The organism is Halioglobus japonicus (assembly GCF_001983995.1).
Classification (GTDB): domain Bacteria; phylum Pseudomonadota; class Gammaproteobacteria; order Pseudomonadales; family Halieaceae; genus Halioglobus; species Halioglobus japonicus.
In genome coordinates this window covers 285,699-304,515 of sequence record NZ_CP019450.1, presented here as the reverse complement: position 1 = coordinate 304,515, position 18,817 = coordinate 285,699, and the positions used below count along the sequence as shown (strand labels likewise).

Below are 18,817 nucleotides of genomic sequence, written 5' to 3'. Positions count from 1 at the left end.
CTTCGAGAGCAATTTCCTGCGAGTGCCCTTGCTCATAACGCCAACTCAGGCACTGGCTTTTTCGTCGGCATCTGCTGCTGTTGCAGCAGCCCAAATCACGACGCCGAAGGCAATCTTGTTGACAAAGTCCGCCAAGTTGTAAATCAGATTCAGTGTGTCGGCATTACCATCGGCGCCATATCCCCAGACATAACCGAGCGGGTAAATCGCCCAGCCAAAGGTCACGATCAGTCTAAGAGCGTTAAATGCTTGTTGGGATGCGATAGTGCCTTCCGCAGCGCTAATCTTGCTGGCTTCTCCTGCGAAAATCTCGTAAATGATGTACAGCCAGGCAGCAGTTCCAAGGACGAATAGACCCCATAACATACTGCTGTTGTTAGAGTTCACCTCCCCGAGGTACCCAGCTACCAGCATGACGACGGATGCGATCAGAAGCTTCCAGAAAAGCGCACTCCTTACGACCGCAATTGCAGCAAGGATGAGATAAAACTCGACGATCTGAAGAGGAACAGTGAGCAACCAGTCCACATATCTGAACACGGTTGGACTCTCGCCGGTCATGACCCACACTTCCCGCATGTAGAAATAGTGAATTGCGGCGATCCCTGTGACCATCGCTGCGACTGTGAGTGACGTTTTCCACTTGCCGGTGGCTCTATCGCGTTCGACCCAGAAGAAGAAAGTAGCTGCGACCATCGCTGCCGAGATGATCCAAAAGCTCACGCCCACGTAATCGGACGGGTTTAACATTAACATCTTTTCCATAGCGCACCCCTTTGGTGTTTGGCACTTGTTTTGTCGGTACGCTTTGCGACGATGCTGGAGATCAGAGCTGTACAAATTTTGACCACAAAGCCAGGCCGAAGCTTTTTCTGCGGCGAAAGAAGCCTAATTTTCCTCATGTCGACGGGGCTGAGTTGACAGATGACCTCAAGCTTATCGATCCCGTGTTTATGTCTTGTCGAGTTATTCCAATCATTTCGCGTACGTCTGGATGGTTTGTTTGTCTTATTCCCGTCTCTATCTTTGAGTCTAGACGTAGGTGAGAAGCGTCTAGCCGCGGATTTGCAGGGGAAGCCGCGCCCAACGACGTCAAGGATCTTTGCGCAGAATCTGCTGTCGTCGAAGAGGTCGTGGCCGAGGCACTCGTGGAAAACCGTTTGCTAGAAAAGCGTGACCGGGGACGGGGGCGGTATGCGTGAGAATTGGCCACAGAGGAATATGGAATTATCCGGCTGTCGGATCAGTCCAGCCTGTCGGTCAAACACACACTGCTTCGCGTGTATCCGCACTGAGATGCATTCTAGGCCTAGTTGAAACACTAAGGGGCCGTGGGTATTGATGTGCTTGAGGTTCGTAAACTTAGTCCCCGGTCAGCCTAGAATAAACTGCTTGAGGATGAACAGGGCGCCATCGTAGACCCGGCGCTGGAGAAAGCGGCACTTTCGCCTCGGGAAATTGCCTGCAACATATCGGCGAATGTATAAACTAGTGCTAACGCAGGCGTTACCCCGAAATACTCAAAAATCTGACGCCAGCTGACACGCAGTATGGTCGCTGACGGCAGGTCCTGAATCGCCGTGAGGAGATTAAACTGTAGACCTTGTTGATGCGCCGAAAGATGCATTGTGCTGATCAGCACAAACGACAGACACGTAAGTTCTGAAGTGCATCTCAAATCAGATCGAGATCTGTCCAGGGGGTTGTGACAACGTACAATTGTTAGTGTTAGTTTCCTTTAACCCATGGTAACCAACGCAGTGTCGGCGAGATTCTGCAAGCACTCCTCGATAGCTCCCTGGTGAACTAAGTACCAAGCTCCGAGATGTATTACTTGAAATCGTTGAGCACTGACAACATACCGCCAATGCAGTAAGGAACAAATAACGGCCCGTCGTAGCCAGGGTGCGAAATAGAAATCCCGTATCCAAAAAGCTGGCCACCCACCAACCGGTGGATGTCATCCTTAGTAGTAACCATCCGGAAAGCTCAAAACAAACCCCAAATGATGGCTAGATGTTTGTAACGTAAAGTCGCATTGTCCCGCCAAGATCATCTGTCGCTCCGGTAGATGCGTATTCACACGCAGTGTCATGTGTCTTAAAGCGTCGTGTTAACGGGAGGGATCAAGTTGAGCAGAACCGTGAATAGTGAAGAAATTAAACGCTACAATCAGCTTGCGCACACGTGGTGGGATCCAACGGGTCCGATGTGGCCCCTGCATCGACTGAACGCCGCACGCACTCCATTTGTCGAGCATACCATACGGACGAAATTACGCCCGGGAGCAAATATAGAGAGACCGCTGGCAGGCCTCAAGCTGCTGGACATCGGCTGCGGGGCAGGACTTCTGTCTGAATCCATGGCTAAGCTCGGTGCAAGTGTCACGGCGGTCGACCCGGCCGAGCGCAATATCGACATAGCTCGATCTCACGCTCGGTTGAGCGGATTAGACATCGATTATCGGTGTGCTGCGATAGAAGACATCGATGCGGAACCGTTCGATGTTGTGCTCAACATGGAGGTAGTTGAGCACGTGGAAGCGTTGCCCGATTTTATGGCTAAGTGCTGTTCGCTCACGGCGCGGGGGGTTTGCACTTCGTCGCAACGATAAACCGGAATCTATTGTCGTGGTTGGTTGCTATCGTCGGGGCTGAATATATTTTAGGCTGGTTACCTAAGGGTACCCATCAGTGGCGCAAATTCGTTACGCCAGAGGAAACCGCAGCGATGTTAGCTGGGGGAGATATGTCGATCGTTGAAAGGTGCGGCGTATCTGTCAACCCGGTTACTCGAGAGGTCAAGATAGGCAGCTTCACTGGCATTAATTATATGGTCGCGGCAATGCGTCATAGCGGGTAATTCAGCCTTCCTTAGGTGTTGGACAAGAGCGTGACATTCGCTGGTATTCCTGAACTGCGCCAACGATTGGCGCGTAGCAATGTTACCTACAGCAGAGGTATCCGCAGCATGCGCTATGAAGCCCCCCTCAACGACTTCTTATTTTTACTTTTCGACGTTCTTGGCGTAGAACAACTACAACATCATGACAAATATGCTGAAGCTACACCCGATCTGATAGGCGCCATCCTGTCAGAAATGGGCAAATTTTCTGCCGACGTCATACAGCCTACAAACCAGGCCGGCGATATCCAGGGTTGTACCCTTGATCCAGAGACTCACGATGTCACCACGCCAGAAACATTCAAGAATGCATATACGAGCTTTGTCGAAGCGGGATGGACATCGCTGGATGCACCCGTTGAGTATGGTGGGCAAGGGTTGCCGCACGTGTTGAAATTTATTGTAGATGAAATGGTGTGTTCATCGAATATGGCATTTGGCATGTACGCAGGACTTACCCATGGGGCTATCAGCGCGCTGTTCGCGCATGGTTCCGATGAACTGAAAAGCATCTATCTGGAGAAGTTAGTGAGTGGAGAGTGGACGGGCACGATGTGTCTGACTGAGCCCCAATGCGGTTCAGATCTTGGCATGATTCGCACGCGGGCGACCCCCAGGGATGATGGGAGCTATAGTTTAGAAGGCAGTAAGATATGGATCACCGGCGGCGAACACGACCTTACCAGTAATATCGTACATCTTGTCTTGGCTAAGCTTCCCGGCGCGCCCGACACAAGCAAGGGAATTTCACTGTTCGTTGTCCCGAAGTTTCTAGAAAACGGAGAGCGCAACGGCGTGTATTGTGGTGGTCTTGAGCACAAGATGGGAATCAAGGGGTCCGCCACATGTGTAATGAATTTTGAGGGTGCGACAGGGTGGCTGGTCGGAGCGCCAAATGATGGGTTGCGAGCCATGTTTACGATGATGAACGAGGCGCGGTTGATGGTGGGAATGCAGGGCCTTGGTATCTCCGAAATGGCTTTCCAGGAAAGTTTGGGATTTGCGCTAGATCGCTTGCAGGGGCGAGCTCTGAGAGGGGCTGAGAACCCTGAAAGCCCCGCCGACCCGATCATCGTTCACCCTGACGTGCGACGCATGTTAGTCCGGCAGAAAGTTGTGAATGAAGGCATGCGCGCACTTGCCCTGTTCACTGGACATCAATTGGATATCTCTGTTTCACACCCTAACCAAGAAAGTCGGCAGGTCGCAGACGATATGGTCCAGCTGCTGACTCCAGTCGTTAAGGCGTTCCTGACTGACGAGGGATTTACTAATGCTAATCTGGGATTGCAGGTTTTAGGCGGGGCCGGATACACCAGCGACTGGCCGCTGGAACAGTTGGTCCGCGATGCAAGAATCACTAAAATTTACGAGGGTACCAATGGCATACAAGCCATGGACCTCGTGGGCCGAAAGCTTGGCTTGGCCGGTGGTCGGGCGATCAGCGCTCTGTTTGCACTTATTGAGAATTTTATCACCGAGGATGAAGAAGTACCTCATGCCAAAGAGTTACGTGCAGCGCTTAACAGGTTGCAGGAAGCGACTTCTTGGATCGCTACAAATGGCGCGGTAGATCCTGAGCAGGCAGGCGCAGTAGCGACACCGTACCTAAGGCTGATGGCTCTCACCGTGATCGCTTATTTGTGGTCACGTATGTCCGCGGTCGCGAGTAGAAAATCCGCTATGGGGGAGGGCACCCAGGCGCTCATGAATGGTAAGGTGCTCAGCGCACAGTTCTACTACGACAAGGTGTTGCCAGAGACAGAGGGATTGCTTACGGATATTCTCAGCGGCGAAGGGGGCATGATGGGTCTCAAGGAAGACTACTGGGCGGCGTGAGCCATTGATGGCTCTGCAGGCTCCCTTAGAAGCGCTAGAAGGCTTTATCAAACTGCATCGTAACTCCGATGTGGGGTAGCACTGGACAAAATAGGACTTGCGCTGGCGTGAGTGAGATCCGGGTCGAGTGTTCGAGCGGCAAATCACTGGCATCCCAAACCCTATTCTTCCGGGCCGTAACGATCGAGTGAGAGCTTCCCGGTTGTTTGCCCTCCGAATAGACTGCATCGGGATGCTTGCGCATGCCAAAAGCGGTATGCCTACGCCAGGGCGGCCAGATCATTTAAACTAGAATACAGAGAGTAGTTTCGTCTATAAAACACTCTGCAGCACGGTGCGGCTATAAGACAGTTTCAGGCCCAGGCTATCAAAATATCTAAAAATGATAGTCTCGGACTACTAAAATCAATACAAAACTTGCAACACGATCCAATATTCCAGAGTACACATGACCCAGAAAACAGCCTTACTTTTAATTCAACTTGGGACGCCTGACAGTCCATCAACGAAAGATGTCAGGCGCTATTTACGAGAGTTTCTTAACGACCCGCGTGTTATAGACTTGCCATGGCTAGCAAGAAAAATTTTGGTTAACGGCGTTATCGTGCCGTTTAGAGCGCCTAAATCCGCCAAGATATATCAGGAGCTTTGGCAAAAGAGTGGAGGCTCATCTCCTCTCTTGTCCCATACTACCAACGTACAGGACCAGCTTCAGGCGCGTCTTCAAGGCGAGGTAGATGTCTACATGGCAATGCGCTATCAGAATCCCTCCCTGTGCTCTGTTACCGAGGCGATGAAGGAAAAAAACTACGAACACATCATTATTCTACCGCTGTTTCCTCAATATGCGAGTGCATCAAGTGGTTCAGCGATAGCGTTAGCTACAAACTTGATAAGTGAGTGGTGGGCTATTCCTCAGATGTCAATCATCAATCAATTTTGGGACAACGAAGGCTACATCGATTCTATTGTTGCAAGAGCGAGTGATTTCAATCTGGCAGACTATGACCACATTTTATTCTCATATCATGGTTTGCCGGAGCGTCATGTTGACAAGGTCTATCCGGGGGATCAGCTTTGTAGGGATCAATTCTGTGAAGATGAGATCAATGGCACAAACGCACTTTGCTACAAAGCAACCAGTTACGCCACTACGAGAGAGCTCGCTAGAAAACTTAGGCTTACTCCCGAGCAATATACAGTTTGTTTTCAATCACGCCTCGATAAGGAATGGCTTACACCTTTCTCTGATGAAGTCGTAAAAGAGCTAGCCCAAAAAGGCTCACAAAAGATACTGGTGTTCAGTCCAGCATTCGTGGCGGACTGTCTAGAGACCGTAATTGAAATTGGAGATGAATATCAGGAAATATTCACTGAACACGGCGGGAAAACGGTGCAACTTGTTCCGAGTTGTAACGACCATCCCCGTTTTCTGGATGGTCTCGAAGAAATAGTGCGTCAGAAGATGTAAGCGTCGTCTGATTGCTTCTGCTCCTGTCAAGAGGCAGTTTTATCCATAATTCTTTAGTCACTTATAGATACACATTCTTGTTTTGTGCCTCCAGATCTATGCGCTTGTCCGACAGGCCGCAGGTAAAGCTCGTGTTGGTTTGCCACCGTTCGAGCTCCTTCAGTGGCTTATGGCGAGCATTAAGTTATTCAGATGGTAACTATGAGAGGTTGGGCAGTTCAACAGCGCCGCAGCTTTGAGGGTGGTTCTCTGAAAACCAGCAGCTTTTGAGTCTTCTTAAAGATAAGGGCGAATCCACATGTTGGGGAAAGCTCCTTAGTCTACTTTATATAGGAGATACTGGTTTAGTACGGCAAGGTGAGGAAGCTGTTACGAATAACCATAGTGTCGTTATGGTCCAGCTGCATTGCTACTATAGTTGCTTTGTGCGCCGCCGAAATCCACCATGCACCTTGAAACAGATTTAGGTAAGCTGACACAAACAACAGCAAAAATTGAACGACCATGGACTCTTCAGATCTGGCCTCTCTGATTACTCGCTACTATCTGGCGTTTTTTTTTAGTGCTGTTGCACTTTTTTATACAATGAGGGTGCTAAAACTTAAACGAAGAACATCACGAGACATCATTTTTCCTGGAGATCGTTTCTGTCGTACATGGTGGAATCATTTCTTCTTCAGAGTATTCAGAGTCATCATTTGGCTGATTTGTGTATCTCGTGCTGTGTATTTTTCCGTTGATGAGCACCTGATTGTGTTTGAGTTTCTCTACCAGCCAATATTGCTTATCAGTGGCTGTATAATGCTTACAATTGGATTTGTCATAACGGTTCGAATTCATTGTAACTACGGAGATCAGTGGCGCTCAGGCATAGATCCAAACGGTCCAGATAAAATAATTACACATGGCTGGTACGGAATCTCCAGAAACCCAATGTTCTTATCTATTGGGCTTGCGCAAACAGGATTCTTCTTCGCTCTTCCCTCAGCCTTCAGTCTAATATGTTTATGCTTTGGATTGTGGACCCTTTTTCGTCAGGCCCATGCAGAGGAAAAACATCTAAAGCGCATTTTTCCAAATGAGTATTATATCTATGCCACCCATGTGCCACGATGGCTATAGGATACTGAAATTACTCACAATGATAGGATGACCCTTAGCGGCTCGCGTATTCGACGCCTCAAGAATACTGCAATAGTTGTATAAAATTTCCACTTCTCGGCGTAGCTACCATAGTATCCTGCAAGCTAGCGCCTTTTCGCATCAGCCCATATCCTATTGCCTATAAAGTCCTCTTACAGGCACCGAGCCACTATATAGAGAGTTCACAGGAGATTCGCTAGTGAGCTCGCATCCTTCATGTTCCAGCGACTAATTGCTGAAGTCGCGGGTTCGGTCACGTACTTGAAATCCGCTCTCCATTTCGACAACTGTGGGTTCGGTAATTGCGTTGATCACGGCCGTTACATTTACCGATTCAACTGCTTGAGTTACGTATGTTTTGTAATAATAAACGGCGTTCAATGTATCAGCTGCCGACGTCCACAGTGTGTAATCAGTGAATGGCACATCTTCATCTGCTTCACGGATGGCACCTTTGGGAATGTCGAAAACATTGAGGATATGGAACGCCTTGAAGATGGCCTCATCCACTGTTTCAGATGGAAGTGAACTGTTTGCAAAAGCCGCCGCCCGTACAAAACGTGTCGGCGACGTCATATCACCTGGCAGTCCGAGCATACCGCTGCCCTGCCCAAAAGGCGAAATGATCTCTGAGCCTACCTCTATCGCTTTCACGTTGCGTGGTTGAAGCCCGACGTAATTACTTAGGTTCGTGAGATGCCAATCATAGGTCGGGTTGTTGGTCACAACGTTTACAGTGTTCTGGTGTACTTTTAGTCCATCTTTAGTATATTCGATCACAACTGCTGCGCCTGTCCGATCTGTAACTGCATAGTGAAACGGAACTCGGCCACCTATTTCTTCAACGTAGGTACCAACCACTTCGATGGAAGGCAACGCGGCAATTACCTCGTCGACCGTGGCAAATTGGCCGAGAATCCAATTGCCCATTTCCTCAGAAGAAACGGCACGGTCGCGATTCTCATCGCTAACGGTTCCAAATTCAGCCTCGCCAGCGAAATAGAAAGCACCATAGTAAAGTCCCTGTGTATTCATTCCGTCGAATACGATCGGCTTGTCGAGGCCGTTTGCACCAAGGAAGCCGTATTTCGCCTTGAATGTGAAGCCGGTGTTGTCTCTGTCCAGGACTAAGGTGTCGATTTCTGTGCCAGCCGGAATAGCGAGTAGGTTAGATTCTATATCGAAAGCAAATTCCATGGTCCGTGCTGGAACAGTTGCACCATCATTTGAGCGTAGGATGATGCCCGTACATGCCAGCGCTGCTTGGCTGCCAAGAATCAATGCCATAATGACAAGAGTCAAAGTTTTCCCGTAGTTACGTTTCGAAATAAAAAGCATCGTTGTTCTCTCTTTGATTCATTCCGTCCAGCCTTAGTTCTGCGCAAAGCACCAGTCTAGAAAGGATCTCTATAAGTTTTGTTAAAACATTAGCTCAATTCTCGAGCTTTGGCCTGAGATTAGATCAAATAAATCGAGAAGATCGATCTTGTGAATCAAATCTAATCGCCTTCTAGCTACTACGGCGACTATGCTTAGGTAGCCCCTGCGTACCTATAGACTATTGATCCAGTGCTTAATCGGCAGTTGCCCATGAGAGACCTCTTTTTACTAGTTGAGGCTCGAGGAGGTCTGAAAATGGTGGCACGGCGAACTGATCGGTGCTTGGCCATGTGGAGAGCAAATAAAAGTCCTCGGGCTTTATGCTGCCCTTGTGGGGTTCCACCTGGCAATTCTGAGAGCGGCTCTCTTTGATCCTATTGCTGAAGCCAGGGCTGCTGTCGCTCATACCGCTGTCTTAAATTTTACTGCTCTCTCTGTTCAATTATGCAAACACAAGCCCTGAACCTACAAGCACCCCTAAAAAACACACAGTTTCGCTCCAAAATAGGGCAGAAGCGGTTCAGGCCGCATACCCGATAAATATTCCTTGCGCGCGGTATTTGGCGTAGGTCTAGTTGGATTTTGGCGCTACGCGTTGCGTGTAATTTGGGAACTGGCGAGACAGGGTTTGCTATTTTTGCAGCTGTGTAGCATGAGCTTTTTCCGAAATTAGGCACTGGTAACGAGTGCGGCGGTTAATCTTCGTCCCTTTCCAGGACAAGCACTGGAAGACGGCGGCTTGTCGCCTTCTGGTAGCGAGCGTACTGCGGGTTGAAGCGTACAAGGTGTTTCCAGATAGCCGCCCGTTCCGCACCTTTTAACTCACGGGCGTTCATCGGACCAACGTAACCCCGAAAAGTCGCGTAGCACTTGTCGTTGGCGCGCAGATTGTGCACCCAGGCCGGGTCGCGCTCCTGACCCCAGTTCGATCCCACCAATACAAGGTCGCGACCCATTGGCATACACAGTGTTGCAATGGTGCGCCTCTGACCGGAACGAGCGCCGGTGGTGTCGAGTAGGACCACTGATTGCAGGCCCGTGTTTAACCATCCCCTGGTAAGTCGCAGCAACGCCTTGTCAGTTGGGGGAACTGTCCTCTTCAAAACCGAAACGAATATGTCTGAGGCCAGGGCGTTTTTTAACAGGTCGGACCGGATAAGTTCCATGATAAATATCCTGATGCATGTAAATTAACCTACGGTTCGGCTGCATAGCTGGATTAGGTATCATGGAATGAACATTTAGATCTATTGAGGCCCAAATCATAGAGCGACTCGATCAAACACGAGCCTGAGCAGCGCAAAACTTCGCTGGAAAGTATCTTCGGAATCCGGCGACAGTTCTGCCCACGATGTATGCTAATCTCGGTGTCGTTTTAAGAATTGGAACATCTAATGTTAGGTGATGCTTTATATGCAGTTTTAAGAGGCGGCATACCAATGCTCGTGCTTTCTTTCGGTATGGTGTCATGGGCAATATACCGCGGGTGGCTATCGGGCGACAGTGTTAGTGAGATGCAAGAAAGTATTGCGGCTCTGGGCGAACACCAAAAGGATAGAAAGCGTCGACGTCGAATGAATCCTGTCATGGATAAGTGGTTTCAGTTCGGGGGAGGATTTTACGGCCTAGTGGCCTTTTACACCTGGCTGTTGCTCGAGTGGCCTGACGTTAAAACTTTCATCAGCAGCATGAGCGAACTGTTATTCAGCTTTGAAGCCGGTGCGGTTTTTCATGTTGTTCTGCAACTGTTCATCGACTCGCTGATCAATTTCGGGCTGGCGATCGCCTGGCCCGCTTATTGGCTGCAAGATAACCGCGGCCCCTGGGAGTTGCTGTTCGTGGCTTACGGTGGGTACTGGCTAGGGATCAGAACAGCACAATATGCATGGCAACAGGGGTGGACGAAGTCAGCCGCTGAAGGCCTGCAGGCACGATGGAAATCGCTGATCGCCACCACCGACCGGGAGTAATATCCAATGGGCAGTATGACGCGCGAGAGGCGAGAAGCATACTTAGCAGAGCCCCGCATCGCCGTACTGGCGCTGATTGAGCAAAACAGCGGGCCACGGGCAGTGCCTGTTTGGTGTTGAGATGAACCGGATAGTGATCTTTAGTTTGAGACAAAACCTGAATCGCGTAGAAGTCCAGTACTGGCGGTCGATACGCGCGTTGGCTTCTGTGTACAGAAAACAGAAATCTGATCGCCTATGCAAGCATTGAAGGGCCCGTTATAGAAATCGCCGAGGGTGATCGGCGGCTGGATGAGATCCAGATGGACCAGTGTTACCTGGGCGAAGGAAGAGGTCTGGCTTATACTTAGGGCTTTACGACTACCAGTCGGAACAGCCGATGGGGTGTTATCGTGATTATTGAGCAAATTATTGATTTTTTAAAAGAAGCAGCGAAAATATTCTTAACTAAATTTGCTCAAATGCTATCCATATTTTCGATCGGCACCGGGGCCGCGGCTATTGCATGCTGGGTGTATGACGCGCCTATGAGCCTTTCTCTAGTTGGCGGCATAATGGCTCTTGGGATTTCATTAGGTGTTTATTGGTATTTGACCGAATGGTAGTGCCTTTAACAACTGCGATATCGCCCTTGCTGGCGGGTTTTTTTCATGATTACCGCCCTTTTTCATGCCGCGCTATTCGATCGCTGCCTGCCACTGCTCGTGCCAAAATTGCAGTAATGGTTCGTTACGCCCGATAATAAGATCGGCTCTTGACGCTGCGATACCCTGCTGACATTGGGGTGCTATTGCCAAGTCCTCATTCTCGAACACGTCGCCACCGAACTCATAAGCTAACCGTGCCTGATCCAGATCGCTCCCGGGTTTGCTAACACCTGCGTAAGTTACACGACAGTGACCGGGGTCTTTCCCGGGCTCCGCCCTTATCATTTGTGCGCCTAGCGCGTTGACCACAAACATCACTCCGGGATAGAGGGTGTAGGTACAAGAGCCACGAAGTATATCCGGCCACGCACTTTCTTCTGTGTTACTCAGTTCGGTGATGGTTTGCAAGGGGAAGGCCCAGCGACTGTGACGACCTATCACGTCAAACACCGCGTTGCTTTCCAGTAGCTTGGCAACACTGTTGCGATGCAGCGCCGCGAAGTGATAACTCTCGAGGCTCAGATCTGTCACCAGTTTCCAGTTTGCCGCGACTTCAAATTCGCGTCTTTCGATCGCGCGGTACTCATGGAAACCGTATGATTTCAGCTCTTGCTGCAACCCGGCCGGCGCGTTGTCAAGATCGGCCTGAGGCATACCGGTTTGAAGCGATACAAATACTACGCCGCACTGTTCAGAAACGGGCAGTGGTTGAAGTTTGAGCTGGTCTGCGTCGGTGCAGAAGTAACTATCACCAGGCCTTCCCTTCAGAGCGCCATCGTGGTCATAGGCCCAGCCGTGAAATGGGCATACCAGCGAGCGGCTAGCGCCGCTACCATGACTGACCTGCGCGCCGCGGTGCCGGCAGGCGTTGATGAAGGCTCGTAATTGTCCTGCTGTGTTGCGCGTAAGCAGCACCGGCGTATCTAGCACATTAATAGCCAGCGATGTTAGAGGCTCGGGCAGCTCACCTGAGAATGCCACAGGCTGTGGTGTATGGGTGAATAGTCTGTCACGCTCAAGTGCGTGGGCAGCGGCGTCTAGTAAGATATCGCAAGACAGACGGGCCTCGCTGTCAGCAAGCTCTGTGGTCCCGCTCGTTACATGCGCGAGCAGGCGTCGGTTGAGAGCGGTAGCTGTTTCTCGGTTCACGATAGCGCCTCAGTTGGTTGGATGGCAGGCAGGGGCAATACTGTTCTATATTTCCCCAGATGGCCAGCCCGCGGGTGGGATACTGTCACAGTGGTTGCATGTGGTTGGATGTCCGGGTTTGGCTGTCTCATCGCTTCGCTAACCTATGGCAGGACGATCGCGTTAGTGATGCCTTGGAAGCCATATTGGCAGCCCATACAACCGTGACGCTGTCGATTTTCACACAGCCATCCTAGTGTCGATGATAATCTCACTTTTCTTTTCAGTTGAGTAGGCTGTTACTAGCGTATCCCACGGTGCGGGCACCAGACTAGCGCAATGACAGAACACAGAGTGGCCCGCGATGCTGTGTCAGCGGCTATTCGCCGAGGCCTTCGCTTGGGTGAGCGCTATGCCGGCCAACACGAACAGCAGGCCCAGAAACTGGCTTGGACGCGCACTTTCACCGAGGAAAAGCACCCCGGCCGCGAAAGCGATCGCTGGGATGATGTAGTTAATGATCGACAAAAAAGATGGACCGCAGTCTGCCACGACGCGGAAGTATATCCAGGTGGCCAGGCCAGTGGAGGCGACGCCCAGCGCTAAAGTTGCACTGAGCGCAGGCAGCGTCGGTGCTGTCCAGGTCTCAGCCTCGAGATACAGCGTAACAGGCAGGAGGAGGACAGCGCCGACCGATAGCGACCCGGTCGCAACCGCGAGCGAATCAATAGGCGGTAACCGTTTGGTCTGCACCGCGTTACTGGCGTAGGCGAGTGTTGCGAGTAATACTGCAATTTGTGCCAGCAGGGTCCCGTCGCTTCCTTCCCGCAGCGGTGCGCCGCCTATCAGAATCACAACGCCAGAAAATCCTAGCGCTACGCCGAGTAAACGGCGCGTAGTCAGCGCTTCTTCGTGTACGAAAAAATGGGCGAGAACCATGGTGCTGATAGGCATCAAGGCCATGAGCAACCCCGCCTGGGAGCTACTGATCTCAGTTTCGGCCCAGGTTATGAGCGAAAAGGGGATAAGGTTACCGAGCAGAGAAAGTAGCGCGAACCGCCCCCACCAAATCGGTTCGTGCGGCAGCCGTTGCCCTTGCCATCGCATGATGACGTACAGTGTGGCCGCGCCCACGACGAGACGGATATTCACGATAGTCAGAGGAGCAAACGCGTGCAGCGCAACTGCGATGAGGTAGAATGCAAAGCCCCAGGCAAGGCTGAGCAGTAGGAGAAAAAACCAGTGTTGTACTGTTGGTGATTGCATGTTTTTTTGTCACTGCTTTAACTAGGTGCGGTTTGATACGACAGTGCATCTGCACTGTCTGCGACGCGTCAAAAATCAAGAAGAACACCGGCACTCGACATTCCGGAGTCAGCTTCCGTATCCCACTTCAGGTGGCCCGCGCTGATGTATATTTTATAGAAAATGTAAAAAGTAAAGCATTTGCCAAGAAATGCCATGTCTCCGTCCAGTTCAACGGAACTCATCGAGACAATGTCTGCGGAAGCTAGCCCGCCTTTTCATATGTCAGATATCGGGACACGGGGTAAATACGCGACGCCGAAGAGGTTCACTGAAGAACCATCAAATTCGACGTTGCTATCGTCTTACTCACCTAGATCGTAGCAGCCCAGCTCAGGCGAGAATATCAAGAAAAACGTGTCGGGAAACTGGTATCTAAGAAACGCTTTGTACTCAGTTGGCCCCGTCACCTTATCGACAGGAATCATATTCGCAGTTCTGTCGGAGTGAGTTCTGGATTCTGAACTTCCTTCTGTGAAATGTGTGAGTCCGCATCGGCAGGCCAAACGTTTACATCCTGCCGAGCCTGATGAGGTTCTGGGTTGCCGCACGACTCATCTGAGACTGATCGCCGATCGAAAAAGCCCGCCCTTTGGCTCTTCTAGGTTATTGCAACGCACTTTACTCTGAGCCAAAGGATTCTATGTCGCTAAGATAAACTGCTTCTTCATTAGAATTGACTCAGTTGCTGGTTACAGGCCAAAGAAGGTGTGGTACAAGACAGCATGAATAGTACAGACTTCGATAGAGCTAGTGGTAGATTGTTGCGCGCAGGAGATTTTCGCCGGCTAGTGGCGCTCTGCAGAGCGATGCGAGCTGAGAACCCCCTTTACGCCGACGCATGGTTTCTCGAGTCGGTCGCTGCCGAGGTGGGAGGAAATCTGGGTGCGGCGTTGAAGTTGGTTGATAGGGCTCTTGAGATCGATCATGCGAATCCTGAATACCTGACCCAAAAGGCAAGGTATCACTCATCGGCCAACCAAGACGCCGAAGCCGGCAATGCCGCCGATATGGCAGTTAGCGTAGGTGTCCGATCGCCTCAATCAATGAATACCCTAGGTGTGGTCTACACCCGATTGGGTAGACACGAGAATGCGCTGAAATTGTTGACTCAAGCTGCTGGCCTTAAGCCTGCGGACCCGGAGGTAATTTTCAATCTGGCAGCCTCAATGCAGTTTATGGGCAGGCATGATGATGCTCGTAAGAATTACGAGCGTGTGACTCAGTTGCAGCCTGACAATGCGAGAAGTTATTGGGCGCTTTCTGAACTGGAAAAAGTGGACGTCAGCGATCGTTATGAGAGTGCGATGAGAACGCTGGCCCAAAGGCCTGGGCTTAGTGATCGGGACGAACTTTACTTAGCCCATGCTTTGTCTCGCATAGAGGAGTCTCGTGGAGAATATTCTTCGGCGCTGCGAAGACTTCGTGCCGCTAAAACTCGGCGCAGGGAGTCTCTCGAATACGAGTTTGATCAAGACGCTGCGCTTTTCAATGCCGTGATCGAAAGCTTCACGACGCTACAGCCGACAAAGAATGCGGATGCCTCGTCGGTGCCGTTGCAAACCCCTCTGTTTGTCGTGGGGCTTCCGCGGACCGGCACAACGCTAGTCGAACAGATACTGACGGCTCACAGTAAAGTTGCCAGCTTAGGTGAACTTCAAGACTTACCATCCGCCGTAAAACGTCTGTCTGGTGACACTGGTTCCAAGATCATATCCCCCGAGGTCATTGAATCAACAGCACGCGGCGAAATTCCCTTAGAGCGTGCTTACATACATTCGATCGCCCCCCGGCTCAAAAATATACCCGCCGGTACTAGCTACTTCATTGATAAAACACCGTTGAATGTTTTTATGCTTGGATATGTCATGCGATTCATGCCAAGGGCAAAAGTAATACTTTTGCGCCGAGATCCAATGGATACGGTGCTATCCAACTACCGCCAACTTTTTTCAACTGACTACTCGTATTACAACTACAGCTACGATCTAGAGGATACGGCGTGTTACGTAGCAGCATTCGAGGCATTAGTAGATCACTGGAAGACAGTGCTAGGAAAAAGAATGCTTGTCATCGACTACGAGCTTTTAGTTGGAGATTCCGAATCCTACTCACGGGCCATGTTTGACTATCTGGACCTAGATTGGGAGCCTAGTTGCCTTCGCTTCTTCGAAAATAAACGAGCTGTAGCCACACCCAGCGCGCCCCAAGTTCGGACGCCTGTTTACTCTTCCGCTGTCGGGCGCTGGAGGAAGTACGGCTCTATTATCGAGCCTGCTAAAAATAAGCTAGCGGAGCTAGGTATTACTCGCACCGCGAGTTAAAACGTGATTCAAGATGGGTCGCACTAACGGCATTAAGGTAGCTCTGCTACGTCCGATACCTCAACTCATGAGGCTGTTTGAGATCGGAGTACTTTCCACGGCTTAGACAAAGACGCCGTCATTGCTGACGACGTCGCAGGAGACGTCAAAAGCCGTAGGTGGCGCGCAAACCGATAGTACGCGGAGCTCCCACGAAGTTTCCATATGATCTCAGCGTAAATCCACCGATATTGTTTCCCGGCCCCGTCCGCTCGTCCTGTAAGAACCTTCTCGTTGTTCGGGTACCAGTTACGTACTCCTCATCAAGAAGATTGTCCACAAAAGCCTGCAACGTCCAACTGTCTTTGCTGAGCGTCGCCGAGAAGTGATGCACGTCGTAAGAGGGTATAGCTTCGCCACCAAAATCCCCGGGGTTTCCATCGCTATCAACTAGGGGATCGTCGCCACCGCCTGTGACATTCAATACATCGCTGGAGTATACAAAGCCGTAGTTAATGTCTAGATCCATTTCCCCGAGACTCGTGCTGTAGAAAATATTGAAAGTGCCTTGATGCTCTGCGTGTCCTGGCAGGCGTGCCCCGCTAAGTGCTGTAAAATTGCCTACCAGGCCCGGCGCGTCCTCGACTAACTCCGCGTTCGTATATGCATACGTCAACGTTGCTTGCAGCTTTGAGGTCAGCGCCCAGGATCCCTGGAACTCCAAGCCCTTACTCTCGGCGGCAGAGCCATTGCCTGTGATTGGCAGGCTACCGAAATCGGTGACCGTGCCGACCTGTAGGTCAGTCCAGTCGATATAGAACAGGGCGGCCTGGATAGACATGGCTCCTTCAAGTAAATAGCCCTTGTAACCGAGCTCATAGTTGTCGATCTGATCAGGGTCTACAAAAACTTCGTCGGGGAGAGCACAGAGTTGCTGTGTACCACTATTGATCTGCTCATCGGTGCAGGCAGGCACCGCATTGACGCCGCCATTCCGATATCCCTCAGAATAAGTCGCATAGATCATGTTGTCTTCGTCGATGTCAAACGAGGCGTTGAGCTTTATCAGATCTCCATCGTCGTCCCCCACGTTGGTACCTAAATCGATATTTATAGAATCCTGCGGTTCGCCTAGGAATACTGTTTCGAACAGTGGCAGACCAAAACCACTGGTGTTGTCCACCTCGAACTCGTACGCCCGATAACCAACCGTAAATTCAAGGCGTTCGTCCAACATTCTGTAAGAGATCTCACCGTAGAATGCGGTTTCTTTTTCGCTGTTAAAACCACGAGAGATATATTCGAGGCTATCGGGGCGCAGTTGAACACCGCCAAAGTTTTCAACGGCAAACTGGTCAAAGCCTGGCGTGAACTCGCGAGACTCATTAAACGCTTCCAGTTCGTTCTGGAAATAGCCAGCTACCCAGGATATTGGTCCGTCATGCTGCGAAACTAAGCGAATTTCAAGCGTGTCGGTTTCCTGTTCCACAACTTCTCTGGTGAAAGATGAAAACTGTGGGAAAGCCTCATATCCATACTCGAAATTGAGCAGCAGGTCCGTTTGATCACGCTGTCCCAGTTCGTCAAAGTCAGTTTCGCCGTACACGAAAACTGCCTCTGCGAAACCAAGATCGGCCTTCACATCAACGCTGATGAGCTCGTTTTCATAATCGTTTGGCTCTAAGTAGCGAAGTCCTGACTCATAGAAACTCGTCCCAAAGGCCAACTCGTGGGATATTTGTCTGCCACCGCTTTCGGTATCCTGGTTGAGATACCACAGGCTAGCATCCAGCCAATCGTTTGGAGTCCAGCGAAGATTGACCCGGATGGATAAGGTTTCTTCGAAATTGACGTCTTCAGCGTTTCGAAGGTTCGCCTCTACTTCATCAGGGTTATCAAAGTCTGGTTCTGGATCGGAAGCCCCAGACTCCCGAACTACGAATGAATAGTCGATGAAGCCTGGGTCGTCCAGGCGGTCAACATTTGCTCGGAGCGCCAATTGACCCTTGATGATCGGGAGGTTGACTGTGAAACCGGCGTCATTAAGGAAATCATCGGCCTCGCCACTTTGACTAATGACCCCACGAACGTCGAGACTGAACTCCTCTGAATCAGCGCGCTGTGGTAGGTATCGGATGGCGCCGCCCATGGTGCCTTGACCATAGAGGGTTCCCTGCGGCCCGATGAGCACCTCCACGCGCTCAAGGTCGACAGGCTTTACATCGAAGGCTACGGGTATGTCTCCGAAGTATGTAGCCACTGTATTTGAAGAAAATCCTGGTCCCAGTCCTGTGGTGTTCAATCCTCGCACGAGAATATCTGGCACTTCGTCTCTTGGGCCACGGTCTATCACTTGCAAACCAGGTACATATCTAGAGATCTCGTTGATCCCAAACAAACGCAGCTCGTTGATTTTTTCGCCGGTGACCGCCGAAATATTGATCGGGATATCTTGGACTGATTCACTACGGCGAGATGCGGTAACAACTACTTCTTCGAGCATGGCTCCGCTAGAGTCTTGCGCGAAGGTATGAGGTGTGGACATCGCAATAGCTGGTGCAGATGCCATCGCTACAGCGTGTGCAAGGGGATTTCTACGTTTCCTGATTCCAGCAGGCATTTTGTTGGTTCTCCTCTCGTTAGAGTACGGGTGATCTCGCATTCTCTGCGGTTAATCGCCGTCAAAGACGGCCGATAAATGGTATCCATCGCTTTTGGGTGATATTT

Annotated in this window: 13 protein-coding genes; 7 read left to right on the top strand and 6 right to left on the bottom strand. The window is 50.7% G+C overall.

Annotated elements, in window-relative coordinates:
* Window positions 1-45: 45 nt before the first annotated feature.
* Window positions 46-765, bottom strand: coding sequence for a bacteriorhodopsin-like (locus BST95_RS01450; RefSeq protein WP_308428324.1), 720 nt, complete (start codon window positions 763-765; stop codon window positions 46-48).
* A 1,378-nt stretch (window positions 766-2,143) separates the two neighbouring features.
* On the opposite strand from BST95_RS01450, the gene ubiG reads away from it, so the two are divergent.
* From ubiG to BST95_RS21230, 4 genes are all read left to right on the top strand, one after another.
* Window positions 2,144-2,614 carry a bifunctional 2-polyprenyl-6-hydroxyphenol methylase/3-demethylubiquinol 3-O-methyltransferase UbiG gene (gene ubiG, locus BST95_RS20025; RefSeq protein WP_205737313.1) on the top strand — a complete coding sequence of 157 codons (471 nt, stop codon included), beginning with the start codon at window positions 2,144-2,146 and terminating at the stop codon, window positions 2,612-2,614.
* 278 nt (window positions 2,615-2,892) lie between these two features.
* Window positions 2,893-4,743: an acyl-CoA dehydrogenase C-terminal domain-containing protein gene (locus BST95_RS01440; protein ID WP_205737312.1), complete on the top strand. Its 1,851-nt coding sequence runs from the start codon at window positions 2,893-2,895 to the stop codon at window positions 4,741-4,743.
* Window positions 4,744-5,191: 448 nt separating this feature from the next.
* Window positions 5,192-6,214: a ferrochelatase gene (gene hemH / locus BST95_RS01435; protein ID WP_084197849.1), complete on the top strand. Its 1,023-nt coding sequence runs from the start codon at window positions 5,192-5,194 to the stop codon at window positions 6,212-6,214.
* Between the two features lie 504 nt (window positions 6,215-6,718).
* Window positions 6,719-7,336, top strand: coding sequence for a methyltransferase family protein (locus BST95_RS21230; RefSeq protein ID WP_084197848.1), 618 nt, complete (start codon window positions 6,719-6,721; stop codon window positions 7,334-7,336).
* Window positions 7,337-7,585: 249 nt separating this feature from the next.
* On the opposite strand, the gene BST95_RS01425 is transcribed toward BST95_RS21230, so the two are convergent.
* Window positions 7,586-8,695: a linear amide C-N hydrolase gene (locus BST95_RS01425; protein ID WP_084197847.1), complete on the bottom strand. Its 1,110-nt coding sequence runs from the start codon at window positions 8,693-8,695 to the stop codon at window positions 7,586-7,588.
* A 737-nt stretch (window positions 8,696-9,432) separates the two neighbouring features.
* Window positions 9,433-9,903 (bottom strand): nitroreductase family deazaflavin-dependent oxidoreductase, encoded by a 471-nt coding sequence (locus BST95_RS01420; RefSeq protein ID WP_084197846.1) that lies wholly within the window; start codon window positions 9,901-9,903, stop codon window positions 9,433-9,435.
* A gap of 228 nt (window positions 9,904-10,131) precedes the next feature.
* Between BST95_RS01420 and BST95_RS01415 the strand changes: the two genes are divergently transcribed.
* A complete protein-coding gene (locus BST95_RS01415; RefSeq protein ID WP_084197845.1) occupies window positions 10,132-10,707 on the top strand; it encodes a hypothetical protein in 576 nt (191 codons plus the stop codon).
* Between the two features lie 392 nt (window positions 10,708-11,099).
* The gene (locus BST95_RS01410) at window positions 11,100-11,312 is read left to right on the top strand and encodes a hypothetical protein (RefSeq protein WP_066053647.1); all 213 of its coding nucleotides are present in this window, start codon (window positions 11,100-11,102) and stop codon (window positions 11,310-11,312) included.
* A 72-nt stretch (window positions 11,313-11,384) separates the two neighbouring features.
* On the opposite strand, the gene BST95_RS01405 is transcribed toward BST95_RS01410, so the two are convergent.
* On the bottom strand, window positions 11,385-12,503 hold the full coding sequence (locus BST95_RS01405) for an aromatic ring-hydroxylating oxygenase subunit alpha (RefSeq protein ID WP_084197844.1): 1,119 nt from the start codon (window positions 12,501-12,503) through the stop codon (window positions 11,385-11,387).
* A gap of 351 nt (window positions 12,504-12,854) precedes the next feature.
* On the bottom strand, window positions 12,855-13,748 hold the full coding sequence (locus BST95_RS01400) for a DMT family transporter (RefSeq protein ID WP_084197843.1): 894 nt from the start codon (window positions 13,746-13,748) through the stop codon (window positions 12,855-12,857).
* A gap of 764 nt (window positions 13,749-14,512) precedes the next feature.
* On the opposite strand from BST95_RS01400, the gene BST95_RS01395 reads away from it, so the two are divergent.
* Window positions 14,513-16,111 carry a tetratricopeptide repeat-containing sulfotransferase family protein gene (locus BST95_RS01395; RefSeq protein ID WP_084197842.1) on the top strand — a complete coding sequence of 533 codons (1,599 nt, stop codon included), beginning with the start codon at window positions 14,513-14,515 and terminating at the stop codon, window positions 16,109-16,111.
* A gap of 145 nt (window positions 16,112-16,256) precedes the next feature.
* On the opposite strand, the gene BST95_RS01390 is transcribed toward BST95_RS01395, so the two are convergent.
* Window positions 16,257-18,710, bottom strand: coding sequence for a TonB-dependent receptor (locus BST95_RS01390; protein WP_084197841.1), 2,454 nt, complete (start codon window positions 18,708-18,710; stop codon window positions 16,257-16,259).
* Window positions 18,711-18,817: the final 107 nt, after the last annotated feature.